Annotated in this window: 14 protein-coding genes and 1 pseudogene; 10 read left to right on the plus strand and 5 right to left on the minus strand. The window is 70.3% G+C overall.

Features of this window, described 5'->3' with window-relative positions; translation table 11 throughout:
- A complete protein-coding gene (locus RGE_RS08340; protein ID WP_014427902.1) occupies nucleotides 1–645 on the plus strand; it encodes a class I SAM-dependent methyltransferase in 645 nt (214 codons plus the stop codon).
- Nucleotides 646–728: 83 nt separating this feature from the next.
- Here RGE_RS08340 and RGE_RS23105 read toward each other — a convergent pair whose 3' ends face one another.
- The 5 genes from RGE_RS23105 to glf form a co-directional block, all read right to left on the minus strand.
- Nucleotides 729–3,623, minus strand: coding sequence for a glycosyltransferase family 29 protein (locus RGE_RS23105; RefSeq protein WP_014427903.1), 2,895 nt, complete (start codon nucleotides 3,621–3,623; stop codon nucleotides 729–731).
- Nucleotides 3,624–3,774: 151 nt separating this feature from the next.
- Complete coding sequence (locus RGE_RS23110) at nucleotides 3,775–6,492, minus strand: glycosyltransferase family 2 protein (protein WP_014427904.1); 2,718 nt, start codon at nucleotides 6,490–6,492, stop codon at nucleotides 3,775–3,777.
- A gap of 106 nt (nucleotides 6,493–6,598) precedes the next feature.
- Nucleotides 6,599–7,591 (minus strand): DUF707 domain-containing protein, encoded by a 993-nt coding sequence (locus RGE_RS23115; RefSeq protein WP_014427905.1) that lies wholly within the window; start codon nucleotides 7,589–7,591, stop codon nucleotides 6,599–6,601.
- Between the two features lie 16 nt (nucleotides 7,592–7,607).
- On the minus strand, nucleotides 7,608–8,726 hold the full coding sequence (locus RGE_RS08365) for a class I SAM-dependent methyltransferase (protein ID WP_014427906.1): 1,119 nt from the start codon (nucleotides 8,724–8,726) through the stop codon (nucleotides 7,608–7,610).
- A gap of 25 nt (nucleotides 8,727–8,751) precedes the next feature.
- Nucleotides 8,752–9,867 (minus strand): UDP-galactopyranose mutase, encoded by a 1,116-nt coding sequence (gene glf / locus RGE_RS08370; RefSeq protein ID WP_014427907.1) that lies wholly within the window; start codon nucleotides 9,865–9,867, stop codon nucleotides 8,752–8,754.
- Nucleotides 9,868–10,258: 391 nt separating this feature from the next.
- Here glf and flhD point away from each other — a divergent pair, with 391 nt between their 5' ends.
- The 9 genes and pseudogenes from flhD (at nucleotide 10,259) to flhA (ending at nucleotide 18,998) form a co-directional block, all read left to right on the plus strand.
- Nucleotides 10,259–10,582, plus strand: coding sequence for a flagellar transcriptional regulator FlhD (gene flhD / locus RGE_RS08375; RefSeq protein WP_014427908.1), 324 nt, complete (start codon nucleotides 10,259–10,261; stop codon nucleotides 10,580–10,582).
- A 37-nt stretch (nucleotides 10,583–10,619) separates the two neighbouring features.
- Complete coding sequence (flhC, locus tag RGE_RS08380) at nucleotides 10,620–11,186, plus strand: flagellar transcriptional regulator FlhC (protein ID WP_014427909.1); 567 nt, start codon at nucleotides 10,620–10,622, stop codon at nucleotides 11,184–11,186.
- A 210-nt stretch (nucleotides 11,187–11,396) separates the two neighbouring features.
- Nucleotides 11,397–12,179: a class I SAM-dependent methyltransferase gene (locus RGE_RS08385; protein ID WP_052310980.1), complete on the plus strand. Its 783-nt coding sequence runs from the start codon at nucleotides 11,397–11,399 to the stop codon at nucleotides 12,177–12,179.
- A gap of 60 nt (nucleotides 12,180–12,239) precedes the next feature.
- Entirely contained in the window at nucleotides 12,240–13,100 is an 861-nt protein-coding gene (motA, locus tag RGE_RS08390; RefSeq protein ID WP_014427911.1) for a flagellar motor stator protein MotA, read from the plus strand.
- Nucleotides 13,101–13,452: 352 nt separating this feature from the next.
- Nucleotides 13,453–14,412 (plus strand): flagellar motor protein MotB, encoded by a 960-nt coding sequence (motB, locus tag RGE_RS08395; protein WP_014427912.1) that lies wholly within the window; start codon nucleotides 13,453–13,455, stop codon nucleotides 14,410–14,412.
- Nucleotides 14,413–14,441: 29 nt separating this feature from the next.
- Nucleotides 14,442–14,837, plus strand: coding sequence for a chemotaxis response regulator CheY (gene cheY / locus RGE_RS08400; RefSeq protein WP_014427913.1), 396 nt, complete (start codon nucleotides 14,442–14,444; stop codon nucleotides 14,835–14,837).
- Nucleotides 14,838–14,851: 14 nt separating this feature from the next.
- Nucleotides 14,852–15,485, plus strand: a pseudogene (locus tag RGE_RS08405) (protein phosphatase CheZ).
- A gap of 268 nt (nucleotides 15,486–15,753) precedes the next feature.
- The gene (flhB, locus tag RGE_RS08410; protein ID WP_014427915.1) at nucleotides 15,754–16,911 is read left to right on the plus strand and encodes a flagellar biosynthesis protein FlhB; all 1,158 of its coding nucleotides are present in this window, start codon (nucleotides 15,754–15,756) and stop codon (nucleotides 16,909–16,911) included.
- An 8-nt stretch (nucleotides 16,912–16,919) separates the two neighbouring features.
- Nucleotides 16,920–18,998 carry a flagellar biosynthesis protein FlhA gene (gene flhA, locus RGE_RS08415; RefSeq protein WP_043784973.1) on the plus strand — a complete coding sequence of 693 codons (2,079 nt, stop codon included), beginning with the start codon at nucleotides 16,920–16,922 and terminating at the stop codon, nucleotides 18,996–18,998.
- Nucleotides 18,999–19,010: the final 12 nt, after the last annotated feature.

Raw genomic sequence — 19,010 nt, forward strand, 5'->3', positions numbered from 1 at the left:
ATGCTCGAACGCACGCGCGAGTTGCTGGACAGCTTCTACCGCGGAGACCCCCAGCCCGGCATCGACGGCGTGACACACGCGCTCGACCCCGCGACACGCGTCAGCCGCGAGCAGGGCGAACTGCTGGCGGCACTGCACGAGCGGCTGCGGCCGGCGGTGTCGATCGAGATCGGCATGGCCTACGGCTACTCGACGCTGTTCATCGCCGACGCCATGCACGAACACGGCTACGGCCGGCACTTCGCGATCGACCCCTTTCAGCGCGGGCACTGGCACGGCATCGCACTGGCGGCGCTGGAGCGCCTGGACTTCGGCCACCGCGTGCGCCACGTCAACGACTATTCGCTGCCGGCGCTGGTGCGCATGCACGAGCAGGGCGTTCGTGCCGACTACGTCTTCATCGACGGCATGCACACCTTCGACGGCGCCTTCGTCGACTTCGTCTGCGCCGACCGGCTGCTCAACGTCGGCGGCATCATCGTGCTCGACGACATGTGGATGCCGTCGATCCGCAAGGTCGCGGCCTTCATCGCCGCCAACCTGGAGCACTACCAGGTCGTCGACACCCCGGTGGCCAACGTCTTCTGCGTGATGAAGAAGGCCGAGGACCGCCGCGCCTGGGACCACTTCGCCGACTTCGGCTGAAGACCGCGGCAGCGGCCATGAGAAAGGGCCGCATCCGCGGCCCTTCTGCATTTCCGGGCCCGGCCTGTGCCGGGCTCGCACCGTCAGTCGGCGAAGGCCATCACGCGCGCCCGGGCACCGGCCTGGCTGCCGCCGGGGGCGGCCTGCGGCGCGGTGGCCGGCGGGGCCACGCGGGTGGCGCCGAAGCGGCTGTCGGCGAGCGCCGGGTGGCGCGGGTTGACGACGACCGCGAGGATCGTCGCCGGGCGGTTGTCGCGGTCGTTGCTGCGTGTCAGCGTCGTCGTCGCCAGCGTGAAGCCTTCGCGCTCCAGCAGGCGCTGGAACTCGGCGAGCTCCCACTCGCGGGTGTGGGCCCGGTTCGGCGGCGGCCCCATGTGGCCGCTGCCGTGGGTCTGCACGCGGTCTGGCGTCGAGATCACCGCCGCCGGCGCCTGCTCGAGCAGCGAGCGCAGCGTCTTCAGCAGCGGCCGCGGGTCGCGGGTGTGCTCGATGACGTCCGAGCAGACGACCACCGAGCGCGCGAGCACGTGGTCGGGGATCGGCAGCAGCGTGCCGCTCTCGAGGTCGCTCTCCAGCCAGTTGCCGAAGCGGAACTGGCGGCGGCAGTGGGCGATGTTCGGTCCGAAGTCGACGCCGACGACCTCGAACTCGGGGTGCAGCAGCGACAGCTTGCGGGCGTGGCCGCAGCCGATGTCGACGATGGTCTTGCAGCCCAGCGAGCGCGCCAGCTCGGCGGCCAGCGGGTAGACGTCGGGCTGCCAGGTGACGCCATGGTCGCCTTCGGCCGAGTCGACGTAGTACTCGGGCATCGCGCGGGCGCTGTACTGCGCCGGCAGCTCGTAGCCGTCGGCAGCGGTGGGCGCTGCGGCCGGGCGCGCCGGCCGGCCGGCGTGGCGCCGGCCTTCGACGACGAGCTGGCCGATGTCGTGGCCGCGCGTGGCCTTGACGTCGAAGAAGAGCTCGAACTGCGCCAGCCACCACTCGACCGGGCGCACCGTCAGGTGCAGGTTCTCGCCCTTGGGCCCGAGCAGGCCGCTCGGCCGCGTCGACACCGTCACCAGGATCGAGTCGGCCAGGCGCGCCGCTTCGCGCAGGACGATGCGGATGTCGTTCTCGGTCAGGTGCTCCAGCACGTCCATCGAGACGAAGCGGTCGAAGTGCGCGTCCAGCAGCGGCAGCGTCAGGCAGTCGCCCTGGATCTTGCTGGCCACCGGGATGCGTGCGAAGGCGACGCTGGAGACCTCGACGGCGGTGACCTGGTTGCCCTGGCGCTCGAGATGCGCCGAGAGCTGGCCGTTGCCGGCGCCGAACTCGATGATGCGTTCGCCGCGCAGCGCCGTGCCCATGCGCTGGTAGATCGCCAGGCCCTCGTTGTAGTTGTAGCCCTCGTGCTCGGCGTGGCAGAAGTCGTAGAGCTGGGCGTACGGATAGGACTCGCCGTACAGCGTGACGCCGGGCAGCGCGAGCAGCACGCCGAGTTCGTCGTGCGAGTGCGTCGTCGCCATCGGCTGGCCGGGCCGCCAGTAGTGGCCGGTGGCGAAGCCGTCGAAGCCGAAGAGGTCGACCTGCTGTCCCAGCGTGGACAGCAGCTGCACCAGCGCCAGCCCGGTCGAGGGCCGCGGCAGTGCCGGCAGCAGCGCATGGACGTCGATTTCGGCGCTGAGCACCGCAACACCGCTGCGGGCGCGGTAGGCGGAGAGTTCGGCCGACTCGGCCGAAGCCTCGGTGAAGGGGCTGAACTCGATCAGCTCGCCGCGCGGCTCGATGTCGTGCCAGCCGGAGGTGCAGCGTGCCGTCGTGCGGCTGCCGACCGCGGCCTCGAAGCCGGCGGTGCGATAGTTGTTCAGCCGGATCACCGTCGGATAGCGGTCGATGACGGCGCCGAAGTCGCGAGCCGGGTGGCCGTTGCCGACGACGGCGATCGGGCCGGGCAGGCTGCACAGGAAGTCCTCGGTGCAGCGCCAGGCCGGGTCGTGGCGAACCGGCGCGGCCGGCATCGGCATCGGCATCGGCATCGGCGCCGGTTCGTCGCCCGCGTCGACCAGACGGTCGCGCATGTCGACGCTGACGCCGAGCTCTTCGGTGACCAGCGGCGTCAGCGCGACGCCGGCACGGCGCAGGAAGTCGCCGACCATCTTGTCCTCGTAGTGTTCGCCGCCGAACTCGTCGGGGAACAAGGCCCACTCGTGGTGGATGAGGTCGACCGCGCGTCGGCCCAGCAGATAGGCGCCGCCGCGTGCCCAGGGGCCGTTGAAGCGCTTGCCGTAGGGTGTGATGCCGGCGTCGGCGGTCTTGCCGATGTGCCAGCAGCGGTCGTGCGTCGGCGCACCGACCGGCACGCCGGCGTAATCGGCGGCCGCCGCGAGCTGCGAGAAGACCGCCGGATGGAAGTTGGCGTCCAGCTGGCAGTCGTCGTCGAGCTTGAACACCGCGACGCTGCCGTGGCGGCGCACGATGGCGTCCAGCGCGGCCAGCAGCTTGGCCGGCAGCGCTTCGTAGCTGTCGGCGGCGTCGACGACGACGACCCCGTCGTCCAGCCAGCGCGCCTCGCCGGTGCCGGGTTCGCCACGAGCCACGTAGGCCAGGGCGCCGCGCTCGCCCAGTTGCGCGCGCAGCCGGCGGGCCTTGTCCAGGTGCCGGGTGCAGCTGAGGATCAGGAAGACGACGGCGTCGGCGGGCAGCGGCTGCACGCCCTGGCCGCGCCACAGCGAGTACAGGCCCTCGGCTTTCGGGTGGTACGGCGCGATGCGCAGGAAGTCGGCGATCAGCGGGTTCAGCTCGGCCGCGTTGTCGGCGGCGGAGACCGCCTTCAGCACCTCCAGCCAGGCCGAGGCCACTTCGTTGGAGTCCAGGCGCCGGCCGGCCGCTTCGTTCAGGTAGGCCAGGCGGTCGACGAGCGTGGCGGGCGACAGCATGCGCGCCAGGTCGAGACGCAGCGAGGCGCTCTCGGCTGCGGTCCGGGACGGGGAGTTGGCCATGGGCGGCTCCGGCAGTTGGATAGGGCTTGTTGCGTCGGCGCACGGCCCCGATCGGGACGCGGTGCGCCGTGCCGTCGATGATGCGGCGGCTGCCGGTTGCCGAAGCCGGCGATAAGCGGGGGCTCCCGCGGGCAGTTCGCGGCTTAGGCGCTCAGGCCGGCCAGTGCAGTTCGGTCGCGGCGCGGCGCAGGTAGTCCGGCAGCTGCGCCGAGGACACGACCCCGACGGTGTCGTAGTACCACTTGACGAAGAGCAGCGCCGGGAAGAGCTGCGCTGCCGCCTTCTGCAGCGACGGCGCGTTCTCCCGCGATGCCTCGGCAGTGTGGCGCTCGACATGGCGCGTCAGGGCTTCGATGAAGTCCACCAGCCGCTCTTCGCTCCAGCGCCACAGGTTGTAGAAGTCCAGCCGTTCGGTCGGGTCTTCGCGCAGGTCGATGCTCGGGCCGTCGGCGACGTAGGGCAGGGCGTCGGCGCGTGCCAGCGCCTGCTGCAGCCCGCTCAGCAGCGGCTGCAGGCGCTGGTGCTGGGCGGCGAACTCGGCGATGCGGGACACCGGCATCGGCGCGTAGTGCGGCCGCAGATGGGTCTGGCAGGCATGGAGGTAGACGCCGCCGCGGCCGCGGAACTCGAACATGCGCGCCAGGCCGATGGCGTCGAGCCGGTGTGCATGGTGGCCGACGCAGTCGGGGCGGAAGAAGACCCGGCAGCCCTGACGTTCCAGGCGCACGCCGATCTCGATGTCCTCGGCGCCCATGCGCACGAAGCCTTCGTCGAACCCGCCGACGGCGAGCACCAGCTCGCGCGCCAGGCTGATGTTGCAGGTGTAGAAGTGCAGCGAGCCGTGCGGGTGCCCGGGCTGCATGTTCGGGTAGTCGAACACGAGCGTCGTGTGTTCCATGCACCAGCCCACCGGTCGCGTCGGCGGCGTGAAGTCCGGGTGCATCGGGAAGTAGCCCAGTACCGCGTCGTTCGGTCCGCGGCGCGCGTGTTCGTCGAGGTGGATCTGCAGCGCCTCGGGCACCAGAAGGGCGTCGTCGTTGAGGAACAGCACCCAGTGCCCGCGTGCCACCTGCAGGCCGCGGTTGCGTGCCGCCGCCGGGCCCAGGTTGGGCTGGCGCAGCCGCGTCAGGCGCAGGCCGGCCGGCGCCGCGTCCAGCACCGCCTGGGTGTGGTCGCTGGAACCGTCGTCGACGACGATGACCTCGAAGCGCTCGCAGCCCAGCGTCTGCTGCGCCAGGTGCTGCAGACAGCGTGCCAGGATGTCGGCGCGGTTGAACGTCGGCATCACGACGCTGATCTCCGGCACCGTGGCGGGCGCCGCCACGTGGGCCGGCGCCGGCGCGGCGGCGCTCGCGGCCCCGTCGGGGTTGCGGGCGAGCAGGTCGTCGAACCACAGGGACAGCAGCCTGCCCAGCGCCTCGTCGAGCGCCTGACGCTCGGCCGCCGCCGCGGTGGCGCGGCGCGGCAGCAGGTACAGCAGCAGATCGCCCAGCCGGCGGTCTTGTGCCGGCCGCCAGGCGGCGCCTTGGGCGATGCGTTCGAACAGCGCCAGCGCCTCGGCCGGCGCGGCAGCCGGGGCGCCGGCGGCGGCTGGCGAGCGCAGCGCGATCGCGGCCGGGCGCACCGGCAGTCCGGCGGCCAGCGGCAGCAGCAGCGCGTGCTCGCCCCACAGTGGCGCGCCGACGGCCGGCGACGCCTGCAGCGTGCCGACCGTGGCCAGCGCGGCGGTGTCCCAGAACAGCGCCTGCAGCGAGCCTTCGTGGCGCAGATAGGCTAGGCCGCCGGCGGCCTCCCCGATGGCGGCGGCCACGGCTGGGCCGCCGCCGGCGTCCAGCTCCAGCCCGGCGTGCAACCAGCCGCCTTGCGGCAGCCCCTGGGCGCTGAACCATTGCGACAGTTCGTCCAGGCGCGGTGCCGTCTCGGTGGCGACGAAGTCCAGCTGCGGGTACAGCGGCCGCAGCGTGCGGATCTCGTCGGCGGTGTTGAAGGCCACCGGCACGAAGCCGGCGGCCAGCCAGCTGGCGACGGCCTGGCGCTGGCGTGCATCGTCGGCCGGCGACAGCGTCGTGGCGACGATGCGCGCGGCCGGGGCCGCCGGGCGGCGGCCCGGGGCCAACGCTGCCCGGTGTGCGGCGACGAGCGGCTCGCGACGTGCGGCGTCCAGCGCGGACCAGCCGGCGGCCAGGCGGTCGACGAAGGCCGCGGCCGAGGCGTCGGCGAGCGGGTGCAGACGGCCGTCCAGGTCGTAGCCGGCGGTGCTCAGGCCCGACAGGCGCGAGTGCGGCGAGGCGCGGCCGGGGCGGCGAACGACGACGCGGTCGACGATCACGCAGCCGCGCGCGGCATCGTCCAGCAGGCTCGGCAGGCGCTGGCCGAGCAGGCTGTCGTCATCGCTGTCGGCCAGCAGCGGCAGGGCGCGCTGCAGCAGCGCCGCGGAGAACATCGCCGCCGAGGGCTCGACGGTGCTCGCGTAGCGCAGCGAGAAGGCGTCGTTGTGCACCGACAGCGCCTGCACCCCGGCGCTGTCGGCGCTGAACGAGGGCTGTGCCAGCGGCAGGGCGAGCGAGCCGACGATGGCGAACAGGCGGTTGACGTCCTCGACGCTGGACTCGAGAGCGCCGTCGGCGATCCAGACGTATTCGTAAGCCGTCCAGGCGCTGAGCGTCTCGCCCAGCAGGGCGGCCACGGCGGGCCATTTGGGTCCCGGACGGTGCAGCACGATGGCGCTGTCGCCCAGTGCCGCGTGACGGCGGGGATCCGCGCTGCTGACGACGGCCAGATCCCAGTCGCGCTGGTCGGCCGCAGCCAGCCACCAGGCCGGCAAGGGCGCATCGCCCGCGTGTGCGACGACCAGAAAACGCTTGTTCATGAAGTCTCCAACGATCGGGCACCGTGGCACGGCCCCTGTTCGAGACTTTAGGCACGCGGTGCAGGGCGGGCGGGCGGAAAAGCAGCCGCTTGGCCTTGCAGTTCGTTCAGTACAGCGGCGCGTCCAGGTGCGCCATCGGCCCCCGCCCGGTGGCGCCTTCGGGTGGCGGCGGGAACTCGATGCCGGTGCCGGCCAGCGCCCGCTTCAGTACCACTCTCAGCAGCGCGCGCGGATAACGCGGCGTGCCCAGGCCGCTGCCCGCCCAGTAGTTGAGGTGGTTGGCCAGGTAGCGTGTCAGGTACAGCGCGTTCGTGTCGATCGGCCGCAGCGACTCCATCACGTGGCCCAGCATGCGCTCGATCTCGGCGGCGGCGGTGCCGATGCAGATCGGATCGCCGTTCTGCAGCAGGCCTCCGAGGTTGACCTGATCGTCGGCAGCGGTCTCGATGAAGTGGTTGGCCGACACGAGCCAGTCCTCGTGGCTGGGGGCGATGCCGGCGTCCTTGTTGAACCGGTAGTTCGGGCCGCCGACCGGCCGCGTGTGCTTGACCGGCGTGTCGTCGATGATCGCGACCTTGCCCATGTGGCACAGCCGCGGCCACAGCGCGTCCAGGCCGAATCCGCTGATCTGCCCGGCCAGCGTCGGCAGCACGCGCTCCAGAGCGGCCTGGCTCAGGATCGGCGCCATGATCTCGACGAAGTTCGTGAAGCGCAGCTGGAAGCGCTCGTGCTGCAGCGTGATCAGATGGGTGTAGTACGAGTCGGGCGTCAGCGCCGGCTGCGCCAGTTCCAGCCCCAGGTCTTCGCAGATCGCGAACATGCGCGAGGCCAGCTCGGGCTGGATCAGCAGGTCGTCGTCGGGGAACCAGACGTAGCGGTACTGGCGGATGGTGTCCCAGTGCTGCAGCAGCGTCTGTTCCAGGCCGGGCCACTTCGCGCCCTTCTGGTAATGCACGAAGACCGCCTGCTCGCCGCCCGGAGGCGGCTGGTCGCCGTACCAGGACAGGGCCACGTCGTAGTTCTGCTGCGCCAGGCCCTCCATCGCATGCGGATGCAGGGAACCGCGGCCGGCGCGGAACAGGGCGAGATTGCTCTTCATGTCGTCTCCTTGCAGCTCAGGTGGCCAGCGGACGGAAGCGCTGCATCAGCGTGAGGCCGTGGCGCACCGGCAGACGCGCGTCGCCGCGCGCGAGCGGCATGTGCAGGCTGAGGGAGTTCCAGCCGCGGCTGTGCAGCACGTTCACCATCTTGCGCTCGGCATCCTGGTGAACCCATCCCTCCAACTGCCCGTTCTCGGTGATCGGGTAACCGGCGGCGACCGTCTTGCGCGGGTGCAGGTTGGTGTCGTGCAGCGCCACCACGGTGTCCGGGCGCAGCAGCCCGGCGGCTTCCAGCCGGTCGAGCAGCGCGATCTGCGGCAGCACGACGTGGGCGTCGAAGAACACGAGCTCGAACGGATCGCCGCCCAGTTGCTCGGGCTGGATCCGGGCGCAGTCGCCGGTCAGGACGCGGTGGTTCGGAGCCAGGCGCGGCACCGGGTTGAGGTCGATGGTCACCACCTCGGCCGCCGTCTCGTCGCCGAGCGCGGTGAGGAAGTTGCGCGCGGAGTAGCCGTCCAGGCCGCCCACCTCCAGCACGCGGCGCACGCGCATCACGCGCACCAGCGCGTACAGCAGCAGCGCTTCGTCGTCCTGGATCGGGCCGCCGACGTCCTGGTTCGCCGCCTGGTTCAGGTGCGACAGCTCGTACTTCGCGGCGCCGATGCCGGAAAAGCGTGTCGACGCGGCAGCCGCCTGCGCCGGGGCCGGCGCGAAGGTGAAGGTGCTTGGGGGCGGCATCTCGGCCAGCGCCTGCTGGGCGTGGCTGGCCAGCTGAGGGTAATCCGCCGCGAAGCGCCGGGCGCGTGTGCCCTGGGTCAGCTCCAGCAGCAGCGAGCGCGCTTCGGTGCCCGCGGGCAGCGCCAGCGCCAGCATGTAGGCGGCCATGTCGCGCGCCGGGTCCAGCGCCAACGCCTGGCGCGCCGCCTCGGCGGCCTTGGCCGGCTGGCCGGCGTGCAGCAGGATGCCGGCCAGATCGGCCAGCAGCACCGGGCTGTCGGGCTGCAGCCCGATTGCGCTGCGCAGGGTCAGCAGCGCGGAGTCGTGGCGGCGGGCGGCGCAGAGGTCGAGCGCACGACGGCGCAGAGCCTCGAGGGTTTCGGCCTGCGCGCCGGCAGGCACCGTGGTCATCGTCATCGGGGAGTTCCTCGGAGTTGGGTGGTCAGGCTGACGGCCGGTCGACCAGCCGTTGTGCGAGCGCGAGCGCCGCGGCGACGACCTGGTCCATGTTGTAGTAGCGGTACTGCGCCAGCCGGCCGAGGAAGAAGACCTCGGTCTCGGCCTCGGCCAGCGCCTCGTAGCGCTTGTAGAGCGCCTCGTTGGCCGGGTTGGGGATCGGGTAGTAGGGCTCGGCGCCGGGAGCGTCCATGCCCTGCGGGATCTCGCGCACGACCGAGGTGCCGGCGTGCTGCTGGCCGCTCAGGTGCTTGAACTCGGTGATGCGCGTCCAGGCGTGGTCGTTGGGGTAGTTGACCGTGCCCACCGGCTGGAACTGCGCCGTGCCGGGCAGGTGCTCGTGCTCGAAGCGCAGGCTGCGGTAGGGCAGGGCGCCGAAGCGCTGGCCGTAGTACTCGTCGACCGGGCCGGTGAAGACCGTGCGCCGGCGGTCGGTGTCGGCGACGCGGGCGTACTCGACGCCGGTGCGGACCTCGATGCCCGGGTGGTCGAGCATGCGCTCGAACATCCGCGTGTAGCCCTCGGCGGGCATGGCCTGGAAGCGGTCGGTGAAGTAGCGGTCGTCGTCGTTGGTGCGCGTCGGGATGCGCGCGGCCACGCCGCCGGCGAGCTCGGACAGGTCCAGCCCCCACTGCTTGCGCGTGTAGCCGCGGAAGAAACGTTCGCAGAGGTCGCGGCCGACCGAGTTCAGCACCACGTCCTCGCTGGTGCGGATCGGCTCGCGCGGCTCGCGCACACGCTCCAGGTAGGCGGCGACGCCGGCTTCGTCGAGGTCCAGCCCGTACAGCGAGTTGATCGTCGTGCGGTTGATCGGCAGCGGGAAGGCGCGGCCGTCGGCAGCGTTGGGCACGGCGAGCACGCGGTGCTCGTAAGGGCGCCACTCGGTGAAGCGCGAGAGCCACTCGAAGACGCGCTCGCTGTTGGTGTGGAAGATGTGCGGGCCGTATTCGTGGATCAGCACGCCGGACGCGTCGAGCCGGTCGTAGGCGTTGCCGGCGATGTTGGCGCGCTTGTCGATGACGAGCACGCGCTCGCCGGCTTCGGCCAGTTCCCGTGCGGTCACGGCGCCCGCGAAGCCGGCGCCGACGATGAGGGTGTCCATGGGGCTCCTTGCCGGTGGGGGCGTCGCGGCTGCGGCGCACGGCGGACCGGCTTGGGGGCAGTCTAGGCAGGCGTCTTGGATGACAGCGCCCGGAAATGAGCCGCGAAACGCGCGCTGTTCGTCACGGCCGAACCGACCGCCGCCAGCAGCCGGCGATGAGGGGCCAAGTGCTTGTCATGAAAGGGGATTCGGCCGCCTGATCGGTCTCTGTCCGGGCCTCACGGCGCATCGCCGGCATGGATGACAAGCAGCCCGCGTGTAGGAATTTGCCTGACAGGCCACGTAGAAAAACCGGGACTCAAGCCACGGAAGTGGCCCGATGTTGCGTCCGTTCGCCGGTCCATACAGTTCGTATCACACCAGTCGCCTACCGACACACAGGAGCCCCGAGATGACCGCCGACCAGATCCTTGCCGAAATCCGCGAAGCCAACCTCTCGTACCTGATGCTGGCCCAGAGCCTCATCCGCACCGACCGCGAACAAGCCCTGTACCGCCTGGGCGTCAGCGAAGAGACCGCGATGCTGATCGCCACGCTGACCCCGGCGCAGATGATGAAGATCGCCGGCGGCAACACGCTGCTGTGCCGCTTCCGCATGGACGACGACATCGTCTGGAGCCTGCTGACCAGCCACGGCAAGAGCTCGGCCAACGACGGCGTCTCCCGCCTGCATGCTTCGATCCTGATGGCCGGGCGCCATCAAGAAGCGGCCTGACCTCCGGTCAGACACCCCACGCAGGAAGGAGAACACCATGGCCCGCAACAAGAGCATCCTGACCGAAGCCAAGCAGATCGAGCGCGCGGTCACGCTGATCAACCTCGGCGCGCGGCTGCAGGTGCTGGAAAGCGAGACCGACCTGAGCTACGAGCGCCTGCTGCGCCTGTACAAGGAAGTCTCGGGCAAGAGCCCCAGCAAGGGCCAGCTGCCGTTCTCCACCGACTGGTTCATGACCTGGCAGCCGAACATCCATTCGAGCCTGTTCCTGAACATCCACGAGTACCTGAACAAGGTCGCCGTGCTCGACGAGATCGACATCGTCATCAAGGCCTACCAGCTGTACCTGGAGCAGATGCAGGCCCAGGGCCTGGAGCCGCTGCTGTCGGTGACGCGCGCCTGGCGCCTGGTGAAGTTCGTCGACAACGGCATGCTGACGATGACCGCCTGCAGCAAGTGCGGCGGCCACTACGTCACCCACCCCCACGAGATCGCGCGCCACTACGTCTGCGGCCTGTGCAACCCCCCGGCGCGTGCCGGCAAGGGCAAGGCCGGCGGCCTGCAACTCGCCGGCTGCCACGGCGAAGGCGAACTGGCGCATTGAGGCATTCCGTCACGGCGGCGGTGCTTGAGCCGCCTGCACGACGGACGAAACAGGTTTCATCCGGCTCCATTGCGTTTTGTCTCCTCCTGGCACAGACCGCTGTGCATTAGGCGGCGGATCCCGGCGGGATCCGCCGCTTTTCTTTTCTGGGCCGGCATCGCCCCGTTTCTCCGCCCCTTGCCCCGACGCCGGGCGCCGCACACTGGCTGCATGTCATCCCTGAGCGCTCCGCGACTGCCCTGGCCGCTGCCGGCCGTGGCCGCCTGGCTGCTGGCCTGGGGCGCGTTCGCCGCGTCGGCCGCCGCCGGTGCCGGCGCCGGCCCGGCCTTCGCCGCGGCGGTGGTGGTGGGCGCCGCGGTGGCGGCGACCGCGCAGGGCCGCTGGCGGCGCCTGCTGGCCGGCGCCGGTTTCCCCTTGTCGGCGCTGGCGCTCGGCGCGCTGCCGGGCATGCCCGGCTGGGCCTGGCTGGCCGCGGCCGTGCCGCTGGCGCTGGCCTACCCGATGAAAGCCTGGCGCGACGCGCCGTTCTTCCCGACACCGGCCGACGCGCTGCAAGGCCTGGACGGCGTCGTCGCGCTGCCCCCCGGCGCCCGCGTGCTCGACGCCGGCTGCGGTCTGGGTCACGGTCTGGCGGCACTGCACCGGCTGTGGCCGGCGGCGCGCTGCGAAGGCGTCGAATGGAGCGCGCCGCTGGCCTGGCTGGCCGCGCGCCGCTGCCGCTTCGCCCGCGTGCGGCGCGGCGACATGTGGGCCGGCTCCTGGGCCGGCGTGGATCTGCTCTACGTCTTCCAGCGGCCCGAGAGCATGGACCGCGTGGCCGCCCGTGCCGACGCCGAGATGGCGCCGGGCAGCTGGCTGGTCAGTCTGGAGTTTCCGATCGCCGGACGCGAGGCGCTGGCGCGCGTGGGTGTGCCCGGCGGCCGCCCGGTCTGGGTCTACCGCGTCGGTCAGAGCGGTAATTCGTCCTCAAACCTGCGCCCTCGGCGCCGATAACACGCCAAGTGCCCTGCGTGTCGTTCATGCCGGGGCTTGCTCGAGGTCAAGCACAACACCATGTTCGTCATCATCGGTTGGGTCATCGTGCTCGGATGCGTGTTCGGTGTCTTCATCGTTCACGGCGGCAACATCATGGTGATCCTCCATGCCTTGCCGTTCGAGATCATCACGATCGGCGGTGCCGCCGGCGGCGCCTTCCTGGCCAACAACCAGCCCAAGGTGCTGAAGGCCACGATGAAGGGCGTGGGCAAGTGCTTCAAGGGCAGCAAGTACACCAAGGCCCGCTACATGGAGCTGATGGCGCTGCTCTACGACATCCTGCAGAAGGCCCGCAAGGAAGGCCTGATGTCCATCGAGAAGGACGTCGAGGACCCGCACAACTCGCCGCTGTTCCAGAAGTACCCGGCGGTCGGCAACGACCACCACGTCTCGGAGTTCATCACCGACTACCTGCGCATGATGGTGTCGGGCAACCTGAACGCGCACGAGATCGAATCGCTGATGGACAGCGAGATCGAGACCCACCACCACGAGGAACACGCGGCGGTGGCCGCGATCCAGCGCCTGGCCGGCGCGCTGCCGGCCTTCGGCATCGTCGCCGCCGTGCTGGGCGTCGTGAACACGATGGGCTCGGTCGGCCAGCCCCCGGCGGTGCTGGGCGGCATGATCGGCTCGGCGCTGGTCGGCACCTTCCTCGGCATCCTGATCGCCTACGCCTTCGCCGAGCCGCTGGCCGGCCTGCTGGAGCAGAAGGTCGACGAGGGCACCAAGGAGCTGCAGTGCATCAAGACCACGCTGCTGGCCAGCATGCAGGGCTACGCCCCGCAGGTCGCGATCGAGTTCGGCCGCAAGGTCCTGTACTCCACCGAGCGCCCCAGCTTCACCGAGCTGGAAAGCCACGTGAAAGGCAAGAAGTAGTGGCCCCCCCCCGTAGCGCCTTCGGCGCTGCCTTGCAGGCCGCGCCGGGCCGGTGGCCCGGCTCCTCGGCAGGCACGATTCGTCCACTGGACGAATCGTGTCCGGCCTCGGCCCCGCGGGGGGGAGCCGCCAGCGGCCCGGCAGAGCCGGTTCCGCGGCGTCCGCTTGAAGTCGCCGCCCGCTGGCGCGGTGCGGCGACTGCGCTTCAGCGGCAGGGGGCGTCCGCGATCGTTCCAACCTGCTTGGCTGGTCGCAGCCGCGACCAAGCCACCGCCGCGGATCCGGCTCTGCCGGTCCGCCGGCGGGCGGCCCCCCTGGGGGGTAGCGAGCGCAGCGAGCTTGGGGGCACGTGATGGCGGGGGACGCGAAAAAGCTCCAGCCGATCATCATCAAGCGCATCAAGAAGGGCGGCCATGCCGCCCATGGTGGCGCCTGGAAGATCGCCTATGCCGACTTCGTCACGGCGATGATGGCCTTCTTCCTGCTGATGTGGCTGCTGGGCAGCACCACCGAAGGCGATCGCAAGGGCATCGCCGACTACTTCACCTCGCCGCTGAAGGTGGCGCTGAACTCCGGCGGCAGCGGTGCTGGCGACGCCTCGCACGTGCTCAAGGGCGGCGGCCAGGACCTCACGCGCACCACCGGCCAGGTCAAGCGCGGCGACATCGAGGCGCCGCGCGCGACGGTCAATCTGCAGGCGCTCAAGCAGGAGCAGGTGCGTGCCGAGATCGTGCGCCTGCAGGACCTGAAGCGCCGCATCGAAGAGAAGATCCAGGGCAACAAGCGGTTGGCGGCGATGCGCTCGCAGCTGCGCCTGGACATGACGCGCGACGGCCTGCGCATCCAGATCGTCGACGAGCAGAACCGGCCGATGTTCGCCAGCGGCAGCGCCGTCGTGCAGTCCTACATGCGCGAGCTGCTGCAGGAGATCGGCTCGGTGCTCGGCGAGGTGCCCAACCGGCTGACGCTGGAGGGTCACACCGACGCCACGCCCTACGCCGGCGGCGAGCGCGGCTACAGCAACTGGGAACTCTCGGCCGACCGCGCCAACGCCTCGCGCCGCGTGCTCGTCGAGGGCGGCCTGCCCGACGACCGCATGCTGCGCGTGCAGGGCCTGGCCTCCAGCCAGCCCTTCGACCGCCAGGATCCGCTGGCGCCGAGCAACCGGCGCATCAGCATCATCGTCATGAACCGTGAAGCGGAGGACCGCTTCTTCCGCACCGAGCCCGACGCCGTCGACGTGACCGGCGACGACGCTCCCGTCAATGTCGCGCCCGCCACCGGCTCAAGTCCGGCCGCGGCTGGCCGATAAACCTCGAAGCCGTCTTTTCAAGGTCCGCCATGAACCCTTCCGACCTTAAGTTCCTCATCGTCGACGATTTCTCGACCATGCGTCGCATCGTCCGCGGCCTGCTCAAGGAGATGGGCTGCAACAACGCCGACGAAGCCGAGGACGGTGTCGTCGCGCTGAACATGCTGCGCGCGTCGAAGTACGACTTCGTCGTCTCCGACATCAACATGCCCAACATGAACGGCTTCGAGTTGCTGAAGTCGATCAAGGCCGACGGCTCGCTCAAGCACATCCCGGTGCTGATGGTGACGGCCGAGGCGCGCAAGGAAGACATCGTGCTGGCCGCCCAGAGCGGCGCGGCCGGCTACATCGTCAAGCCCTTCACGAAGGCGACTCTGGAAGAGAAGGTCCAGAAGATCCTGCAGAAGCTCGCCGCCACCGCCTGAGCGAAGGACACGACATGAAGATGGAAGACCTGACCTCGTTCAATCCGGCCGAGCCGCTGACCGTCTCGCCCGAGGTGTTCCAGCAACTGGGGTCGATCACCCGCCTGCTGCACGACACGATGCAGCAGCTGGGCGTGATGCCCAAGCTGCAGATCGCCACCGACGGCCTGCCCGACGCGCGCAGCCGCCTGAACTACATCGCCAACAAGACCGCCGACGCTGCCAACAAGGTGCTGAACTCGGTCGACCAGGCCAAGGCCGAGCACGCCAAGATCTCGGAGGCGACGCGCCAGATTGCGGCGCAGATCGTCGCCGATCCGGTGCGCGCCGTGGCCTCCGGCGCGGTGCTGAACTTCACGCAGGACGTCGAGCGCTCGACTTCGGCGATCGACGGGCACCTCACCGACATCATGATGGCCCAAGGACTTCCACGACCTCACCGGTCAGGTCGTGGCCAAGGTCGTGACGCTCGCCAACGACCTCGAGGACAGCCTCGTGAAGCTGCTGGTGCAGGTCGTGCCGCCGGAACAGCGCGAGAAGGTCGACCCGAACGTGCTGCACGGTCCGGTCGTGAGCCCGGAAGGCCGCACCGACGTCGTCAGCAACCAGGGCGAAGTGGACGACCTGCTGGCCAGTCTGGGGTTTTGAGCCGACGGCCCCCGGCCGTCTAGCGGCCGCCCCCCGAGGGGGCTCCGAACCCGACCGGGAGACCCGGATCGGGTTCGGCCCGTTTGCCAACGCTGCTCCCCCTGACCGCCTGCGGCGGTCTGTCCCCGAGGGGAACTCCGCTCCGGCGCCGTTCATGGGTAGGTGGCACGGCGCTGCGGAACACCGGGTCTTTTGACCCGCTTATCGGGCTCAAGTCCGGCGGTGCTGCCGGCACCATGGCGAGGCTCTCTTCAGAGTCGATATCGCCATGGCCGACGACGCCCAGGACCGCCGCTTACCCGCATCAGCACGAAAGCTCCGCAAGGCCCGCCAAGACGGCCAGGTCGCGCGCTCGCGTGACCTCGCGCACCTCGCGGCGATGGGCACCGGGCTGGCGCTGCTGATCGCCTTCGCGCCGCGGCTCACCGACTGGATGCGCCGGCTGCTCGAGAACGGCCTGCGCTTCGACCACAAGGCCGTCGACAACACCGGCACCATGCTCGAGCGCCTGGCGTCCTCGGGCATCGACATGCTCTTCGTCGTGCTGCCGCTGGGCACCTCGGTGGCCGTCGTCGCCGCCGGCTCGGCGGTGCTGTCGGGCGGCTGGAACTGGACGACCAAGCCGCTGCACCCGAACTTCTCCAAGTTCAACCCGATCACCGGGCTGGGCCATCTATTCAAGGTGGATCAGCTGACGAACACGCTGAAGGTCTGCCTGCTGGCGCTGCTGCTGGGCGCCATCGGCGCGATGTACTTCCAGGCCCAGCTGCCCGAGTTCGCGTCGCTGATCTCGATGCCGCTGCCCACCGCGCTGGCCGAGACCGGCTCGCTGCTGCAGGGCGGCATGGTGCTGATGCTGATCGCGATGGCGCTGTTCGCGCTGGTCGACGTGCCGCTGCAGCGCTTCATGCTGATGCGCAACCTGCGCATGACCTTCGACGAAGCCAAGCAGGAGCACAAGGACTCCGAGGGCAACCCCCTGGTGAAGGGCAAGATCAAGGCCAAGATGCGCGAGCTGGCGCGGCGCAAGATGATCGCCGCGGTGCCCAGCGCCGATCTCGTGGTGATGAACCCGACCCACTATGCGGTGGCGCTGAAGTACGACGAGGCGACGATGGCCGCGCCGCGTGTCGTCGCCAAGGGCACCGACCTGCTGGCCTTCCGCATCCGCGACGCCGCCAAGGCCGCCGACGTGCCGGTGCTCGAGGCGCCGCCGCTGGCGCGCGCGCTGTACCGCCACGCCGAGGTCGACCAGGAGATCCCGGCGGCGCTGTTCGGCGCCGTCGCCCAGGTGCTGGCCTGGGTCTACCAGCTGCGCGCCGCGCTCGCCGCGGGCCGCCCGCTCAACGCTCCGGCACCGGCCATCGTCGTGCCGCCGGGCTTCGATCCCGCCGAAGGGCGCGGCACCAGGAGAGCTGAACCGTGAACGCGCTGATGCAACGTCTGAACGCGCTGCTGGGGCCCAACGCGGCCGCGGCGAAGATGCTGATGCTGCCGGTCTTCGTCGTGATGATGCTCGCGATGATGGTCCTGCCGCTGCCGCCGTTCGTGCTGGACCTGCTGTTCACCTTCAACATCGCGCTGGCGCTGGTGGTGATGATGGTCGCCGCGCAGATGGTCAAGCCGCTGGACTTCGCCGCGCTGCCGACCGTGCTGCTGGTGACGACGCTGCTGCGCCTGTCGCTGAACGTCGCCTCCACGCGCGTCGTGCTGCTCGAAGGCCACAACGGCCCGGGCGCCGCCGGCAAGGTGATCGAGTCCTTCGGCCACTTCCTCATCGGCGGCAACTTCGCCGTCGGCCTGATCGTCTTCGCGATCCTGGTCGTCATCAACTTCATCGTCGTCACCAAGGGCGCCGAGCGCATCGCCGAAGTCGGCGCGCGCTTCACCCTGGACGCGATGCCGGGCAAGCAGATGGCGATCGACGCCGAGCTGAACTCGGGCCTGATCGACGAGAACGAGGCCCGCCGCCGCCGCGCCGAGGTCGGCGAGGAAGCCGACTTCTTCGGCTCGATGGACGGTGCCAGCAAGTACGTGCGCGGCGACGCGATGGCGGGCCTGCTGATCCTGTTCATCAACATCGTCGGCGGCCTGATCATCGGCATGGCGATGCACGGCCTGTCGGCCGGCCAGGCGGCCGAGAGCTACATCCTGCTGGCCGTCGGCGACGCGCTGGTGGCGCAGATCCCGGCGCTGCTGGTCTCGGTGGCCTCGGCGATGGTCATCTCGCGCGTCGGCAAGGAACAGGACATCGGCTCGCAGATCCGCGGCCAGGTCTTCGACTCGCCGCAGTCGCTGGGCATCGCCGCGGCCATCGTGCTGATGCTGGGCTTCGTGCCGGGCATGCCGCACTTCGTCTTCCTGCTGATCGGCGGCGGCCTGGCGCTGCTGTCCTGGCAGCTGCAGCGCAAGAAGAAGCGCGCCGCCGCGGTGCCCGAGCGCAAGGAGGCCACCGACCCCGCGCAGGCCAACGCCGAGGCCAGCTGGGACGACCTGACGCCGGTGGACACGCTGGGCCTGGAGGTCGGCTACCGGCTGATCCAGCTCGTCGACAAGGCGCGCCAGGGCGACCTGCTGGCGCGCATCAAGGGCGTGCGCAAGAAGTTCGCCCAGGACGTCGGCTTCCTGCCGCCGCCGGTGCACATCCGCGACAACCTCGAACTCAAGCCCAGCGTCTACCGCGTGACGCTGCGCGGCGCCGTCGTCGGCGAAGGCGAGGCCTTCCCCGGCCAGCTGCTGGCCATCAACCCCGGCGGCGCGCAGCAGCAGCTGCCCGGCACCAAGACCACCGACCCGGCGTTCGGGCTGCCGGCGATCTGGATCGAGCAGCGCCACCGCGAGATGGCCCAAATGGCCGGGTTTACGGTCGTTGATTGCGCGACCGTGGTGGCGACCCATCTTTCACACTTGATGCAACTGAATGCATCCCGCCTGCTGGGCCGTGTCGAGACGCAGCAACTCGTCGAGCACGTGACCAAGCTGGCCCCGAAGTTGATCGAGGACGTGGTTCCCAAGATGGTCGGTATCGCCACCCTGCAGAAGGTCCTCCAGCTCTTGCTGGAAGAGGGCGTGCACATCCGCGACATGCGCTCGATCATCGAGTGCCTCGCCGAACATGCCGCCACCGTGACCGACCCGGTCGAGCTGGTGCGCCGCATCCGCACCCACCTGGCGCCGGCCATCGTCCAGCAGATCTACGGCCCGACCAAGGAACTCGACGTCATCGCGCTGGAGCCCGAGCTCGAGCGCCTGGTGACGCAGGCGCTGACCTCGCCGCACGGCGCGGCGCTGGACCCGGGCGTCGCCGAGGCGATCACCCAGCGTGCCGCCGACACCGCGCGCCGCCAGGAGGACCTGGGCCTGCCGGCCTGCCTGCTGGTACCCGACGTGATCCGGGCGCCGATGGCCCGGCTGCTGAAGCGTTCCGCACCGCGCCTGAAGGTGCTGGCGCACAGCGAGATTCCCGAGACCCATTCGATCCGGATCGGTTCGATCATCGGAGCCAACGCATGACCACCGTCACGA

This window comes from Rubrivivax gelatinosus IL144, assembly GCF_000284255.1.
Lineage (GTDB): Bacteria > Pseudomonadota > Gammaproteobacteria > Burkholderiales > Burkholderiaceae_C > Rubrivivax > Rubrivivax gelatinosus_A.